This window comes from Brevundimonas sp. (assembly GCF_041911375.1).
Lineage (GTDB): Bacteria > Pseudomonadota > Alphaproteobacteria > Caulobacterales > Caulobacteraceae > Brevundimonas.
Genome location: NZ_JAYRPA010000037.1, coordinates 39,142 through 54,059, shown reverse-complemented (window position 1 = coordinate 54,059; position 14,918 = coordinate 39,142). Strand labels below are relative to the sequence as shown.

The window sequence follows — 14,918 nt, the reverse complement described above, 5'->3', positions numbered from 1 at the left end:
CCGAGGCCGGGGCGGCCGACGACGCGGCGCCCGAGGCGGCGATGGAGCCGATCTTCTGGCCCGGCGTCACCGTCGCGCCCTCGTCGGCGGCGATGGTCAGCACGCCGTCGGCGGGGGCCGAGACCTCGACCGCGACCTTGTCGGTCTCGATCTCGACCAGCAGTTCGTCCTTCTTGACCTGATCGCCGGTCTTCTTGAGCCACTTGCCCATGGAGCCCTCGGCGACGCTTTCGCCCATGACCGGCACGGTGATGTCGACGGCCGAGGCTGCGGCGGGCGCGGCGGCGGGGGCCGACTTCGTCTCGGCCTTGGCGGCCGGTGCGGCCTTCGCCTGGGCGGGAGCGCCGGCGGACGCGCCTTCGGTCACCGAACCCAGGATCGTGCCGGGAACGACGTTGTCGCCCTCGGCCGCCTTGATCTCGCCCAGCACGCCGTCGGCCGGGGAGACGACTTCCAGCGAGACCTTGTCGGTCTCCAGCTCGACCAGCAGTTCGTCCTTCTTGACCGGATCGCCGACCTTCTTGGTCCATTTGGCGATGGTGGCTTCGGTGACGGATTCACCGAGGGCGGGGGTCAGGATGTCGGCCATGTCGGGTCCAGCTGTCTTTCGATCGGTCTTGCAGGCTTATCAGGCGAAGGCTTCGTTGGTGAAGGTCTCGAGTTCCTTCAGGTGCCGGCTCATCAGGCCGGCGGCGGTGGAGGCGGAGCCGGGACGCCCCACGTAGCGGGCGCGCTTGGAGGCCACGTCCAGCTTGTCGAGCGTCAGCTCCAGCCACGGATCGACGAAGGTCCAGCCGCCCATGTTCTTGGGCTCTTCCTGGCACCAGACCAGCTCGGCCTTCGGGAAGCGGGCCAGCTCCTTGCGCAGCGACTGGATCGGCCACGGATAGAACTGCTCCAGGCGCAGGATGTAGACGTCGTCCACCGCCTGGCCGTCCTTGGCCTTCTTCTCGCGCGCGTCCAGCAGGTCGTAATAGACCTTGCCCGAGCACAGGATGACGCGGCGGATGTCCTTGTCGGCCTTGATCTTGATCCCGGCGACGTCGGGGCGCGTCTGGGCGTCGTCGTGCAGAACGCGGTGGAAGGACGAGCCTTCGGCCAGATCGGCCAGGGTGGACGTCGCCTTCTTGTGACGCAGCAGCGACTTGGGCGTCATCAGGATCAGCGGCTTCCTGAACGACCGGTGCATCTGGCGGCGCAGGATGTGGAAGTAGTTGGCCGGCGTGGTGCAGTTGGCGACCTGCATGTTGTCTTCGGCGCATTGCTGCAGGAAGCGCTCCAGGCGGGCCGAGGAGTGCTCCGGGCCCTGGCCTTCGTAGCCGTGGGGCAGCAGCATGGTCAGGCCGCTCATCCGCAGCCACTTGCGTTCGCCGGACGAGATGAACTGGTCGATCACCACCTGGGCGCCGTTCACGAAATCGCCGAACTGGGCCTCCCAGAGGACCAGGGTGTTCGGGTCGGCCAGCGAGTATCCGTACTCGAAGCCCAGCACCGCCTCTTCCGACAGGGCCGAGTCGATGACCTCGAAATTGGCCTGGCCTTCGCGCAGGTTGTTCAGCGGGATGTAGCGCTCTTCGGTCGTCTGATCGATGATGCCCGAGTGACGCTGCGAGAAGGTGCCGCGCACCGAATCCTGACCCGACAGGCGAACCGGGAAGCCCTCGTCGACCAGGCTGGCGAAGGCCAAGCTCTCGGCGGTGGCCCAGTCCAGACCCTGGCCTGCGCTGATCGCCTCGCGACGGCCGTCGATGACCCGCTTCAGCGTCTTGTGCATGTCGATGCTGTTGGGGATGGTCGTCAGCCGATGGCCGAGGTCCTGCAGCTTGGCGAGGGGAACCGCGGTCTCGCCGCGCTGCTCTTCCTTGGGCGCGACCAGGCCCTTCCACTGGCCGTCCAGCCAGTCGGCCTTGTCGGCGGACCAGGTCTTGCCGGCCTCGAACTGCTCGTCGAGGAACGCCTCGAACCGTTCAACCTCGGCGTCGACCTCGGCCTGGGTGATCACGCCCTGTTCGACCAGGCGCTTGGAGTAGATCTCGCGCGTCGAGGGCTGAGCCTTGATGCGGGCGTACATGATCGGCTGGGTGAAGGTCGGATCGTCGCCTTCGTTGTGGCCGAACCGGCGGTAGCAGAACATGTCCACCACCACGTCCTTGTGGAACTTCTGGCGGTATTCGGTGGCCACCTTGGCGGCGAAGACGACGGCTTCGGGATCGTCGCCGTTCACGTGGAAGATCGGCGCCTGGACCATCAGCGCCACGTCCGACGGATAGGGCGACGAGCGCGAGTTGCGCGGGCTGGTGGTGAAGCCGATCTGGTTGTTGATGACGAAATGCAGGGTGCCGCCGGTGCGGTAGCCCTTCAGCCCCATCAGGGCGAAGCACTCGGCCACGACGCCCTGGCCGGCGAAGGCGGCGTCGCCGTGGATCAGCAGCGGCACGACCTTGGACCGGTCCAGCGCCCATTCGGCCTCGGGCTTGCCGGCGTTGGCCTCGCGGATGTCGAAAGCCTGCTTGGCGCGCGCCTTGCCCAGGACGACCGGATTGACGATCTCAAGGTGTGACGGGTTGGCGGTCAGCGACAGGTGGACGTGGTTGCCGTCGAACTCGCGGTTCGAGCTGGCGCCCATGTGGTATTTGACGTCGCCCGAGCCCTCAATGTCGCTGGGCACGGCCGAGCCGCCCTGGAACTCGTGGAAGATGACCTTGTAGGGCTTGCCCATCACGGCGGCCAGCACGTTCAGGCGGCCGCGGTGGGCCATGCCCAGCACGACCTCGTCGACGCCCAGGTTGCCGCCGCGCTTGATGACCTGCTCCAGCGCGGGGACCATGGCCTCGCCGCCGTCCAGGCCGAACCGCTTGGTGCCGGGGAAGCGTTTGTGCAGGAAGCGTTCGAAGCCCTCCGCCTCGATCAGCTTGTTCAGGATCGCCAGCTTGCCTTCCTTGGTGAAGGCGTTCTGCTCGAACTTGTCCGGACCCTCGAACCGCTGCTGGAGCCAGGACTTCTCCTCCGGCTCGGCGATGTGCATGTACTGGATGCCGATGTTGCCGCAGTAGGTCCGCTTCAGAATGTCCAGCACCTCGCGGATGCTGCCGGTCTGCAGGCCCAGCACGCCGTCCAGGAAGATCGGGCGGTCCAGATCGGGGCCGGTGAAGCCGTAGAATTCCGGCGTCAGCTCGGGGTTCTCGATCGGCTGTTCGATGCCCAGCGGGTCGAGCTTCGCCTGCAGGTGGCCGCGCACGCGATAGGCGCGGATCAGCATCAGGGCGCGGATGGAGTCATGGGCGGCGGCGCGCACGTCCTCGGCCGAGACCGCGGCGGCCGGCGCCGCTTCCGCCTTGGCGGGCGCCGGGGCGCCGGGCTTCTTCGGATCGGGCTTGGCGGCCGGCCAACGGCCGTCGAACACGGCGGTCTGCTCGCTGGGTTCGGTCGTTGCGCCACGGCCCCAGGCGCCGGCGGAGGCCGAGGCCTTCACGCTGGCGGCGTTGTCGCGAAGCTGGTCGAAGAAGGTCTTCCATTCCGCCGAGACCGAGCCGGGATCGTTGGCCCATTTCTCGTGAAGCTCCTCGATGTAGGCCGCGTTCGACCCGTAGAGGAAGGAGGTCTCGGCAAAGACCTGGTTCAGCCGACCCGCATCGTCCGCCATCGTTCTCGTCAGTCCCTTGGTGCCCGTCCGGACACATCTCCGTGAGGGCGCGCCCGTCATATAGGCGTCGTTTCCTTATGGGTCATGACCGAAACGGGGCAATTGGGTGAGAAATTGGTCGCATACGCAAAGAAAAACGCCCCCGGCGCGAACCGGGGGCGTCGATCGATGCCGAAACCGGCATTTTGATGCGCAGGGCGCTCGGGGCGCCCCGGCGTCTTAGCCCTTCAGGACCTCGACCAGCGTCTTGCCCAGGCGCGCCGGCGAAGGCGACACCTTGATGCCCGCGGCTTCCATCGCCGCGATCTTGGACTCCGCATCGCCCTTGCCGCCCGAGACGACGGCGCCGGCGTGGCCCATGGTGCGGCCCTTGGGCGCGGTGCGTCCGGCGATGAAGCCGGCCATCGGCTTCTTGCGGCCCTTCTTGGCCTCGTCGATCAGGAACTGCGCCGCGTCTTCTTCGGCGCCGCCGCCGATCTCGCCGATCATGATGATCGAGGTGGTCTCGGGATCGGCCAGGAACATCTCCAGCACGTCGATGAACTCGGTGCCCTTGACCGGGTCGCCGCCGATGCCGACCGCCGTGGTCTGACCCAGGCCTTCGTTGGTGGTCTGGAACACCGCCTCATAGGTCAGGGTGCCGGAGCGCGAGACGATGCCGACGTTGCCCTTCTTGAAGATGTTGCCCGGCATGATGCCGATCTTGCACTCGTCCGGGGTCAGGATGCCGGGGCAGTTCGGGCCCAGCAGGCGGGACTTGGAGCCCTCGAGGCGACGCTTGACCTTGACCATGTCCATCACCGGGATGCCTTCGGTGATGCAGGTGATGAAGGGGATTTCGGCGTCGATGGCCTCGATGATGGCGGCCGCGGCGCCCGACGGCGGGACATAGATCACCGAGGCGTCGGCGCCGGTGGCGTCCTTGGCTTCGGCGACCGAGGCGTAGATCGGCAGGGTTTCGCCGTGCGAGCCCGTCCAGTTCGTGCCGCCCTTGGTCGGGTGCACGCCCGCGACCATCTGGGTGCCGTGATAGGCCAGCGCCTGTTCGGTGTGGAAGCCGCCGGTCTTGCCGGTCAGGCCCTGGACGATGATCTTGGTGTTCTTGTCGACGAGAATGGACATGTTCTAGCTCTGAATAGGTCTGTCAGCAGGGCGGTGGCGGATAAGGCGTGACGCCTCAGCCCACCGCCGCGACGATCTTCTGGGCGGCGTCGTCGAGGTCGTCGGCGGCCTGGATGGTCAGGCCCGACTCGTTCAGGATTTTCTTGCCCAGTTCGGCGTTGGTGCCCTCGAGGCGGACGACCAGCGGCACCTTCAGGCCCACTTCCTTCACCGCCGCGACCACGCCCTCGGCGATGACGTCGCACTTCATGATGCCGCCGAAGATGTTGACCAGGATGCCCTGGACGTTCGGGTCAGCGGTGATGATCTTGAAGGCCGCCGCGACCTTGTCCTTGCCGGCGCCGCCGCCGACGTCGCAGAAGTTGGCCGGCTCCTTGCCGTACAGCTTGATGATGTCCATCGTCGCCATGGCCAGGCCCGCGCCGTTCACCATGCAGCCGATGTTGCCGTCCAGCGCCACATAGGCCAGGTCCCATTCCGACGCCTCGATCTCCTTGGCGTCTTCCTCGGTCTCGTCGCGCAGGGCCTTGATGTCGTCGTGGCGGAACAGGGCGTTGCCGTCGAACGAGACCTTGGCGTCCAGCACGCGCAGGCGCCCGTCGGTCATGACGATCAGCGGGTTCACCTCCAGCATCGCCATGTCCTTCTCGACGAAGGCCTTGTACAGCGCCGGGAACAGCGACTTGCCGTCCTCCGCCGCCGCGCCCGTCAGGCCGTAGGCCGCGTTGATCTTGGCGACGTCGGCCTCGGTCACGCCCGTGGACGGGTCGATGACGATGGTCTGGATCTTCTCGGGCGTGTCATGGGCGACGGCCTCGATGTCCATGCCGCCCTCGGTCGAGACGACATAGGCCACGCGGCCGTACTGACGGTCGACCAGCAGCGAGCAGTACAGTTCGCGGTCGATGTCAGCGCCGTCCTCGATGTACAGGCGGTTGACCTGCTTGCCGGCCTCGCCCGTCTGGGCGGTGACCAGGGTGTTGCCCAGCATTTCCTTGGCGTTGGCCACGACCTCTTCGATCGAGCGGGCCAGGCGCACGCCGCCCTTGGCGTCCGGGCCCAGCTCCTTGAACTTGCCCTTGCCGCGCCCGCCGGCGTGGATCTGCGACTTCACGACATAGAGCGGGCCAGGCAGTTGGCGGGCGGCGGCTTCCGCCTCATCCGCCGAGGTGATGGCCACGCCCGCGGCGACGGGCGCGCCGAAGCCCTTGAGGACCTGCTTGGCCTGATATTCGTGAATGTTCATGGGGGACCACCGCAACCGCTGCTGGGAAAGTTGCGGGGCTTATAGGCCCCCCGCGTTCGCACGTGCAACAGGCGGTGGTCCGACTTTTGGTCGGTCCCTAGTCGACCCAGTCCCTCTTCAGCGTGCGCGACGCCCCGATCAGCAGCACGGCCGCCAGCAGATAGAAACCCATGCCGGTGTAGATCGCCCAGCGCAGGCTCTCTTCGCCGAAGCGGGGGGCCAGCAGGTCCGACATCCAGCCGAAGTAGTAGAAGCCGACCGCCAGCCCGAGCAGGTTGTTGATCAGCAGGAACAGGGCCGAGGCCGTCGACCGCATCGCCGCCGGGACCAGATGCTGCACCGCCGCCGTGATCGGCCCCAGCCAGGCCAGATTCAGTCCGGTCGGCAGCAGGAAGATCAGGAAGGCCAGGGTCAACTGCTGCGCGTTCGTGCCGCCGCCCGGCAGGACCAGGCCGATCAGCCAGGGCGAGTTCATCGCCAGGATGAAACAGGGCGCCGAAATCAGGAAGGCGATGGCGGGCGTCAGGGGATAGGCGCCCTTGCCGCGCGTCGATAGCCGGTCCGCGATCGCCCCGCCCAGCCAGATGCCGAGGACGCCGCCGATCATGGCGATGCCGGAATAGTACCAGCTGGTCTGCGCCAGGGTCAGGTCGAAGCTGCGCATGAAGAACAGCGGCAGCCAGCCCGCCACGCCATAGCCGCACACCGACGACGAGGCGGCGCCCAGCGCCAGCAGCCAGAAGCTGGGCTTGGGAATGACGAAGGACGCGGTGCGACGCGCGATCATCAGCGACACGCCGATCACGACAGCCAGAAGACCGCCGAAAGCGAAAACCAGCGGATTGCCCAGCGCCAGGCCCGCGAAATGGATCAGCGCCGCCAGCAACAGCGCACCGGCGCCCACGCCCAGCATGATCTGGGCCGCGATCCTGCCGACCCGGTCGCTGCCGACCGGCGCCGCCGCGATGGCCGCGATCTGGGCCTCGGTCTTGACCGCATCGGTCCCGCCGCGCTTCGGGTCGCGCACCGTAAGCCGCAGCAGGGGGGCGACCAGAAGACCGATCAGGCCGACGACGATGAAGCTGGTCCGCCAGCCATAGGTCGCCGCCAGCAGGCCGCCGACCAGCGTGCCCGCCGCCGTGCCCAGCGGAATGCCGAAGGCGAAGGCGGCCAGCGCCCGCGCCCGCTGACGCGGCGGGAAATAGTCGGCGATCAGGGAATAGGCCGGGGCCACCCCGCCGGCCTCGCCCACGCCCACGCCCATACGGCACAGGAACAACTGGCCGAACGATCCGGCCATGCCGCACAGGGCGGTGAAGCCCGACCAGACCGCCAATGCGCCGGTCATGATCCATACCCGGCTGAACCGGTCCGCCAGCCACGCCAGCGGAATGGCCAGGGTCGAATAGACGCTGGCGAACGCGATGCCGCCCAACAGGCCGAACTGGCTGTCCGACAGGCCGAACTCCGCCTTCAGCGGCGCGGCCAGAATGCCGATGATCTGCCGATCCAGGAAGTTCAGCATGTAGACGAAGACCAGGATCGCCAGGACATAGAAGCGATATCCCGGACGTTGGACGGCGGGCGTCGATGCTGCGTCTGTCATGGCGTTTCCCTGGATCGTCTTGTTCTGTTTGGCTTGACCGTAATCACGGCGTCGGGCGCGTCAAAGAAAAAGGGCGGCGACACCGAAGCCGCCGCCCTGCATGGTCTGTTCCGTTCGGTCAGAACTTGACCGTCAGCCGCGCGGAATAGGTCGTCGGCGGGCCGTAGAAGGCGCTGATCGAGTTGTTGTAGGTCGCGCCGGGGAAGCTGTAGGCGCCGACGCGATAGCGCACGTCGGTCAGGTTCCGGCCGAACAGGCCCACTTCCCAACGCTCGCTTGGGGCGGTCCAGACCACGCTGGCGTCGGCGAGGACATAGCCGTCCTGGTCCAGGATGGGATCCGGAATGTCGAACAGGTGATAGTCGGAGCGATAGGACAGCGACGGCGTCACCCGAAGCTCGCCGCCCAGGATGTCGCCGCGCCAGGTCATGCCGTAGTAGGCCGACCATTCCGGCGAGTTCTGCGGCTCTCGCGTGTCCGAGATGTCGACCGGAGACCCCGTCACCAGGGTGATGAACTCGTCGAACTCGTTCTTCAGATAGCCGACCGCGAAGTTGGCGGTGATGTCGTCGGTCAGGAAGGCGGAGCCCTCCAGCTCGAAGCCATAGATGGTCGAGGCGCCGACGTTGTCGACCACCGAGGCGATGCCGACCTGCGGCGGGGTCGCCACCTGCTGGGTCGTGATCTGCTGGTCCTGGTAGTCGGAATAGAAGACGGCCGAGGCGAAGCTCAGGCGCCGGTCGAAGGCCGATCCCTTCAGACCCAGTTCGTAGGCGGTGACCGTCTCGGGCTGGTAGCCGTCGACCGTCTGCGGCACCAGGACGGCGTCGCCGCGCATGTCCCAGCCGCCGGACTTGAAGCCCTGGCTGACCGAGGCGTAGCCGGTGATCTCGTCCGAGAAGTCATACGAGATGCTGGCGCGCGGCGTGAACTTCTCGAAGGTGTCCGAAGCCGTGTAGTTGGTCCGGGTGGCGATCGGCGTGGCGGCAGGCCCGCCTGTGTAGGGCGTGCGGCCGGCGCCAAGGAAGAACAGCCGAAGAACCTCCGCGTCCTTGTCGTCGCGGGTGTAGCGGCCGCCCAGCGACAGGTGCAGGCGATCGGTCAGGTCGTAGCTGAAGTCCGCAAAGGCCGAGAAGGACTTGGTGTCGACCGATCCCGCCGCCGCGATGGAGAGGCCCAGATTGCCGGCGATGGTGTCGAAGGCGCCCGAGGAGGTGCCGTCCAGATAATAGAGGCCGGCCACGCCGGACCAGCGCTCGCCCGTGAACAGGGCCTGGAACTCCTGGCTGAACTGGTCGTCCGAATAGATGGCCGGAATGTCCAGCGTCGGCTGGGGCGTCTCGTCGAAGTCGATGATCGTCTGGGTGTCGCCCGAGCGGTAGGCGGTGATCGACTTCAGCGTCAGCATGTCGTTGGCCCGGTATTCGCCGGTGAAGGACACGCCCTCGGTCACCACGCTCTGCTCGCCGGTGATGCCGGCGTAGGTGTCGTATTCACTGGCCGGCGGGGTCCACAGGCCGTTGGTCGAGACCACCTCGCGGTGGCCGTGACGGGGCGCGGAATCGTCTTCGACACGGTCCCAGGCCAGACGGAAGAACAGGTCGTCGTTCGGCGTCCACTCGGCGCTGGCGCGGTAGGCGGTGACGTCCTTGTCGTACTGGTCCTGGCCGGTGAACAGGTTCTCGCCGTAGCCGTCGTGATCGTAGGTGGCGACGGCGGCGCCGACGGCGAAGGTGTCGCCGACCGGCATCGAGCCCGAGAGCAGGAAGTTCTGTTCGTTATAGCTGCCGAACTCGGCCCGCGCCGTCAGGCTGGGGTCCGCGCCCATGCGCTTGGTGACGTATTTGATCGCGCCGCCGATGGTGTTGCGGCCGTACAGCGTGCCCTGGGGGCCGCGCAGCACTTCGATGCGTGAGATGTCGAAGATGTCCAGCACCGCGCCTTGCGGGCGGGCGACATAGACGTCGTCGATATAGAGGCCCACGCCCGGCTCGAAGCCCCACAGCGGATCCTGCTGGCCGACGCCGCGGATGAAGCTGATCAGGGTGGAGTTGGAGCCGCGCGCGATCTGGACGGTGGCGTTCGGCGTCTGCTGCTGCAGGGCGGTGATGTCGACCGCGCCGGTCTGTTCCAGACGTTCGGCGCTGAGCGCGGAGACGGCGACCGGCACGTCCTTCAGCTGCTCGTCGCGGCGGCGAGCGGTGACGACGATGTCGTCGACCGTGGCCGTGTCCTGATTGGCGTTGGCCGCCTGGGCGGCGGTTTCGGCGTCCTGGGCGGCCGAGGCCCCCGCGAGAACGCTCCAGGCCGCCCCGGCCAGCAGCGCGCACTTCACATGACGGTTCATGATCCTACCCCTTTGTCGTTTCCAGCCGGATTGACGCTTTTATTCAGCGTTCAATGATTTTCCTGAACCTGACCCGGTTTCGCGCGGCTGTCAAACCTTCACGGTTCCCTAGCGTCACGCTGCCGTCGCGGCGTGGCGCCGTTGCACCGGGAGCGGCCCCCGCCTAGCGTGCGCGAATGAGCAAGCTTGACGCTTCGATCGCCGCCCCGCCCGTCGCGGCCGCCCGCCGCAAGGCGTCGACCGGCGCTGCGCCCGCGCGCCGGGGGCGACCGCCCAAGGCCCAGGCCAAGGCGGCCGGCGAGACCCGCGACCTGATCCTGGACGCGGCCGAGGACCTGTTCTCCAAGCACGGCTTCTATGGCGTGACCATCCGCGAAGTGGCGCGCGAGGCCGGCGTCGACACCGCCCTGGTCCACTACTACTTCGGCGCCAAGCGCGACCTGTTCGACGCCGTCTTCCTGCGCCGCGCCGAGGTGTGGAACGACGAGCGGGTCGCGGCGATCGATCGCTACGTCGAACGGGTCGGCGACGCCATGACGCTGGAGGGTCTGCTGGAGGCCTTCCTCAGGCCGCCGTTCGAATGGTCGCTGAAGGGCGGGCCGGGGTGGAAGCATTACGCCGCCCTGGTGGCCCAGACCAACGCCAATCCGACTTTCGGCGGCGAGACGATGGCCCGCTATTTCGACCCGGCCATTCGCCGTCTGATCGAGCTGATCGCCCGGGTGCTGCCGGACGCCAGCGAAGTGGATCTGTACTGGGGCTATCACAACCTCTCGGGCGCCCTGACGCTGACGCTGGGCGAGACGGGGCGACTGGACCGTCTGTCGGGCGGCCTAGCGCGTTCCGGCGACCTGGAGACCGCCGGCGACTACATGGTCCGCTTCGCCGCCGCCGGCTTCCGGGCCGTGGTCGGGATGTCGCCGCGACGCTAGCCGAAGAAGACGGCCCACATCAGCCGACCGGGCAGGAAGGCGAACAGGCCGGCGAGGATCAGGCCGCCCACGAACATGCCGGTCATCGCGCGGCGATGGGCGGCGACCCGATGGCGCCGCGCGGCGTAGACCGCCATCGGCAGGGCCACGATCGTCCAGCCGCTGAGCAGGTGGATCAGGGAAAAGGCGCCCGGATTGATCGCACGAATGAACAGGGAGCTGACGGCGGTGGCGCCCATGGCCACGACCCAGGTCCAGCCGAGCATCCGGTGGAGCCGCGTGCCCTTGACCCCGATCAGCAGCACGGTCCCGATGGCCAGGGCCGCCATCGCGGCGACGACATGAAGCTGAATGACGGGCGGCGCCGTCATGAGCAGCCGCCAGTCCGGCGCATGGGGAAGGAAATCCAGCTTCAGGATGCGATCGCGGTGAACGAACAGATAGCCTGCGAGCCCTAGGCTCAGGATCATCAGCCCCAGGACCGGGGCGAGGAAACGGCGAACGGTGTGCATGAGAACCTCCATGTCGGCGTCCTCGGGCGCGGCGAGCCGATGCGCCATCTCGTATTCGCGGACGCACGCCTGGCGTTCGTGAATGACCGTCGCTCTTCCTCGACGGTGAAAATCGTGGTCAAGGCCGGCCCATGACGCCTTCCCTACGCGACCGTCGCCGGGAGTTTTCACGGGGCCTGATCGTGGCCCTGATCGCGGGGGCCTTCCTGGCGCTGACGGGGGCCTTCGGCAGCGGCGCGGCGCCGTTCGCCGTCCGGCTCGCCTATTGGGTGCTGCTCATGGTGCTGGGCGGGCTCTGCGGACATCTGTGCGCCGCCGGCGTGCGGCGGTTCATCGACTTCGACGAACGGCCCTGGCTGGGGGTGCTGATCATGACCCTGGCGATCACCGGCCCGCTCAGCGTCGTCGTCTGGATCACGACGGGGCTGTTCTTCGACGGCTTGTCCACCATCCAAACCCTGCCGCGGCTGGTGATCCCGGTGATGGTGGTGACCGCCGCCGCCAGCGCCGTGAACATCCTGCTGGGCCGCGCCCAGCCGCGCCAGACCCACGCCGGCCCCTCGTCGCCGGTCCGCGCCGTCTTCCTGGATCGCCTGCCGCCCCGCTTGAGGGGCGCCGTCATCCGCGCGGTGCAGGCCGAGGACCACTATCTACGCATCCACACCGACCGGGGCTCGGACCTGGTGCTGATGCGGCTGTCCGATGCGGTGGAGGAGCTCGAAGGGCTGGAGGGCGCCCGCACCCATCGAAGCTGGTGGGTGGCGCGCGATTCCGTGCGTGGCGTCGAACGTCGTGACGGCCGCGCGACCCTGACGCTGGACGGCGGCCTGGTCGCGCCGGTCAGCCGCCGCTATGCCCGCGCCCTGCGCGAGGCCGGCTGGTGGTGACGGCTCAGCCCGGCTGATCGACCACGAGCCCGCTCTCCGGCGCGGCCGTCAGGGCCGACGCAGAGGCCGCGCAGCCGTTCAGCGTCTGGTCGCCGATCTCCACGCGCGCCGTCAGCGGATAGGTGCGGTCGCTCATGCCGTCGGAACATTCCGTCGCCATCAGGCTGACGTTCAGCGGCTGGTTCAGATTGGTGGTGGTGGTGAAGGTCGCGACGGTGCCCTGGACCGTCACGCCGCGATTGGGGGCGCGCTGCTCCGGCTGATCGACGCGGGTGTAGACCAGGGCGTCGGGCGTGATCTCAACCCCCCAGAAGGGTTCGGCGCCCAGCGCGCGCACGGGCCGGGACAGGTCCACCTCGCCCAGCATGGCCGCGGTCTCGGGCTGCGGCGCGGGCTGGGGCGCATTGTCCTCGCGGTCGTAGCACCCGGCCACGGAAAGACCGGCGGCGATCAGCACGGCCAGCGCCGTCTTCGAGGCGATCGGGGGCATGGGCGGGCTCCTCTCTTCGCTGCGCAGGTGTGGACGAGGGCGGCCTCGGTCAAGGGCGGCGGCTGCGGTATGGTGGGTCATGTCGATTCGTCCGACCGCATATGAGTTCTTCGCCGGCGGCGGACTGGCCGGCATGGGCCTGTCCGGGATGGACGTGACGTTCGCCAACGACATGGATGCGATGAAGGCCGCCGCCTTTCGCGCCAATCATGGGGACGTCCGGCTTCGACAGGGGGACGTCTGGGCCCTGACCCCGGCCGACCTGCCGGGGCGGCCGGACCTGTGCTGGGCGTCGTCGCCGTGCCAGGACGTCAGCCTGGCGGGCGCGCGGGGCGGGCTGGAGGCCGGCCGGTCGGGCGCCTTCTGGGGCTTCTGGCGACTGATGCAGGGTCTGGCGGCCGAGGACCGGGCGCCGCGCGTCATCGTGCTGGAGAACGTCATCGGCCTGCTGACCTCGGGGCAGGGGCGGGATTTCGCCGCCGTCTGCACGGCCATGGTCGAGGCCGGTTATCGCGTCGGCGCGCTGGAGATGGATGCGGCCCTGTGGCTGCCCCAGTCGCGCCCCCGCCTGTTCGTGGTCGCGATCCGCGGCGAGGCGCCGGTCGCCGCCGGCCCCTCGGCGCCGTTTCATTCCGCCCGTCTCGTCGCGGCCCAGGAGCGGCTGCCCCGCGCCGTTCGCGAAGCCTGGGCCTGGTGGTCGCTGCCCGCCCCGCCGCGCCGCAATCTCGATCTTGCCGCCCTGCTGGAGCCGGACGACGCGGTCGAGTGGCTGGCCGACGCGGACGCTGTCCTGGCGCTGGCCGCGCCGCTGCATCGCGCCCGCCTGGACGCGGCCGTCGCCTCGGGCGAGCGCCGGGTGGGCGCCGCCTATCGGCGGGTGCGCACGGAGAACGGGCGAAAGGTCCAGCGGCTGGAAATCCGTTTCGACGGGCTGGCCGGCTGTCTGCGGACGCCGGCCGGAGGATCGTCGCGCCAGTATGTGGTGGTGTGCGACGGCGGCCGGGTTCGGGTGCGCCGCCTGACCGGGCGCGAGGCGGCGCGGCTGATGGGCGTTCCCGAAGACTATCGCCTGCCCGGCGCTCAAAGCGCTGCGCTGAAGCTGATGGGCGACGCCGTGGCCGTGCCGGTGGTGCGTGCACTGACGCAGGGGCTGCTGTCGCCCGCGCTGGAGGGGCGCCGCGCGGCCGCGTGATCCGCGCGGTCAGGCTCTAGTCGTCCTCTCGACCGGGGTCGAAGCGGTTGTCCACCTGGTCGTCCCAGCCCTCGCGGTCGGACTTGAAGGCCAGCGCCATCAGCACCCAGGCCAGCAGGACCGTGCCGACCACGCCCAGGCTCAGGGCGATCCAGCCGTGCAGGGTCAGCTCGGCGCCGCCGATCGCGGCCCATACGACGCCGAGCAGGGCGGTGCAGGCCGCGGCGATGCCGCCGGCCAGCAGCAGGGCCAGTCCGAGACGCACGATCCGGCGACGCATCGGGCGGCCCGTCATCGGTTCAGCCTAGCGCTGGACCCACTGTCCCTGGGCGTTGCGATACCACTGGCCCGACTGGATGCGGGGCAAGAGCTGGCTTTCGAACATACGGGCCCCCGCCACATCCGCGCTGGTGCCGGCTTCGGCGGCGCTGCGGGCGTAGGCGGCGCGGCGGCCGCTGTTGGTCGCCTCCACCGCCGCGCGCAGTCCGGCGTCGGACGAGGCGGTGCGGAAGCCGATGTAGCCGTCGGCCTGTTCGCCGACGACGCCCTGGGCCTTGGCCTGGTCGATCATCGACTTCTGAGCGGCGGTCTGGGCCACGGCGGCGCCGGCCACGCCGAGGGCCGCGACGGCGGCGCCGATCACGAAGAGCTTGCGGAGGGTCATGTCAGCCTGTCCTTTCAAAAGAGCGAGGCGATCAGAAGAGGTTCGGATTTTCCTGGAGAAGCTGCTGCAGCTCCCGATCCAGGCGAACGCGAACGTCGGCGTCCAGCTTTGCGTATATCTGAATGGGCGCGACTTCCAGTCGGACGGTGGGGGCGCAGGCCGAGACGGCGACGACGGCCGCTCCGAGGCCGAGACCGGCCAACTGCCGCTTGGTGATCATGGCGAAGGCTCCGGTTCGGCCAAGGTTGAAGGCTCTACTAGCACGTCGTGGGGTGAA

14 protein-coding genes are annotated in these 14,918 nt (G+C 68.5%); 3 read left to right on the top strand and 11 right to left on the bottom strand.

What is annotated here, in order from left to right; genetic code table 11:
- The 6 genes from ACE3PU_RS07560 to ACE3PU_RS07535 form a co-directional block, all read right to left on the bottom strand.
- A partial coding sequence (locus ACE3PU_RS07560) for a biotin/lipoyl-containing protein (RefSeq protein ID WP_374388290.1) occupies positions 1 to 589 on the bottom strand: 589 nt, incomplete at its 3' end.
- Positions 590 to 628: 39 nt separating this feature from the next.
- Positions 629 to 3,643 carry a 2-oxoglutarate dehydrogenase E1 component gene (locus ACE3PU_RS07555; RefSeq protein ID WP_374388288.1) on the bottom strand — a complete coding sequence of 1,005 codons (3,015 nt, stop codon included), beginning with the start codon at positions 3,641 to 3,643 and terminating at the stop codon, positions 629 to 631.
- 219 nt (positions 3,644 to 3,862) lie between these two features.
- Positions 3,863 to 4,765, bottom strand: coding sequence for a succinate--CoA ligase subunit alpha (sucD, locus tag ACE3PU_RS07550; RefSeq protein ID WP_374388285.1), 903 nt, complete (start codon positions 4,763 to 4,765; stop codon positions 3,863 to 3,865).
- 55 nt (positions 4,766 to 4,820) lie between these two features.
- Positions 4,821 to 6,011: an ADP-forming succinate--CoA ligase subunit beta gene (sucC, locus tag ACE3PU_RS07545; protein ID WP_374388283.1), complete on the bottom strand. Its 1,191-nt coding sequence runs from the start codon at positions 6,009 to 6,011 to the stop codon at positions 4,821 to 4,823.
- Between the two features lie 97 nt (positions 6,012 to 6,108).
- Positions 6,109 to 7,617, bottom strand: a complete 1,509-nt coding sequence (locus tag ACE3PU_RS07540) for a spinster family MFS transporter (RefSeq protein ID WP_374388281.1) — start codon at positions 7,615 to 7,617, stop codon at positions 6,109 to 6,111.
- 118 nt (positions 7,618 to 7,735) lie between these two features.
- Positions 7,736 to 9,964 carry a TonB-dependent receptor gene (locus ACE3PU_RS07535; protein ID WP_374388279.1) on the bottom strand — a complete coding sequence of 743 codons (2,229 nt, stop codon included), beginning with the start codon at positions 9,962 to 9,964 and terminating at the stop codon, positions 7,736 to 7,738.
- Positions 9,965 to 10,140: 176 nt separating this feature from the next.
- Here ACE3PU_RS07535 and ACE3PU_RS07530 point away from each other — a divergent pair, with 176 nt between their 5' ends.
- Positions 10,141 to 10,896 carry a TetR/AcrR family transcriptional regulator gene (locus ACE3PU_RS07530; protein WP_374388277.1) on the top strand — a complete coding sequence of 252 codons (756 nt, stop codon included), beginning with the start codon at positions 10,141 to 10,143 and terminating at the stop codon, positions 10,894 to 10,896.
- On the opposite strand, the gene ACE3PU_RS07525 is transcribed toward ACE3PU_RS07530, so the two are convergent.
- Positions 10,893 to 11,456 (bottom strand): DUF2306 domain-containing protein, encoded by a 564-nt coding sequence (locus ACE3PU_RS07525; protein WP_374388275.1) that lies wholly within the window; start codon positions 11,454 to 11,456, stop codon positions 10,893 to 10,895. The two genes, ACE3PU_RS07530 and ACE3PU_RS07525, sit on opposite strands and share 4 nt — an antisense overlap.
- Before the next feature lie 83 nt (positions 11,457 to 11,539).
- Here ACE3PU_RS07525 and ACE3PU_RS07520 point away from each other — a divergent pair, with 83 nt between their 5' ends.
- Positions 11,540 to 12,295 (top strand): LytTR family DNA-binding domain-containing protein, encoded by a 756-nt coding sequence (locus tag ACE3PU_RS07520; RefSeq protein WP_374388272.1) that lies wholly within the window; start codon positions 11,540 to 11,542, stop codon positions 12,293 to 12,295.
- A gap of 4 nt (positions 12,296 to 12,299) precedes the next feature.
- Here ACE3PU_RS07520 and ACE3PU_RS07515 read toward each other — a convergent pair whose 3' ends face one another.
- Entirely contained in the window at positions 12,300 to 12,785 is a 486-nt protein-coding gene (locus ACE3PU_RS07515) for a COG3650 family protein (RefSeq protein ID WP_374388270.1), read from the bottom strand.
- Positions 12,786 to 12,864: 79 nt separating this feature from the next.
- Here ACE3PU_RS07515 and ACE3PU_RS07510 point away from each other — a divergent pair, with 79 nt between their 5' ends.
- Positions 12,865 to 13,977, top strand: coding sequence for a DNA cytosine methyltransferase (locus tag ACE3PU_RS07510; protein ID WP_374388268.1), 1,113 nt, complete (start codon positions 12,865 to 12,867; stop codon positions 13,975 to 13,977).
- 16 nt (positions 13,978 to 13,993) lie between these two features.
- Here the strand turns inward: ACE3PU_RS07510 and ACE3PU_RS07505 are convergent, their stop codons facing one another.
- The 3 genes from ACE3PU_RS07505 to ACE3PU_RS07495 are packed head-to-tail and all read right to left on the bottom strand — an operon-like array spanning position 13,994 to position 14,861.
- A complete protein-coding gene (locus tag ACE3PU_RS07505) occupies positions 13,994 to 14,257 on the bottom strand; it encodes a hypothetical protein (RefSeq protein WP_374388266.1) in 264 nt (87 codons plus the stop codon).
- Between the two features lie 24 nt (positions 14,258 to 14,281).
- The gene (locus tag ACE3PU_RS07500) at positions 14,282 to 14,641 is read right to left on the bottom strand and encodes a DUF1318 domain-containing protein (RefSeq protein WP_374388264.1); all 360 of its coding nucleotides are present in this window, start codon (positions 14,639 to 14,641) and stop codon (positions 14,282 to 14,284) included.
- Positions 14,642 to 14,672: 31 nt separating this feature from the next.
- Positions 14,673 to 14,861, bottom strand: a complete 189-nt coding sequence (locus tag ACE3PU_RS07495) for a YnbE family lipoprotein (protein ID WP_374388262.1) — start codon at positions 14,859 to 14,861, stop codon at positions 14,673 to 14,675.
- Between the last annotated feature and the right edge of the window lie 57 nt (positions 14,862 to 14,918).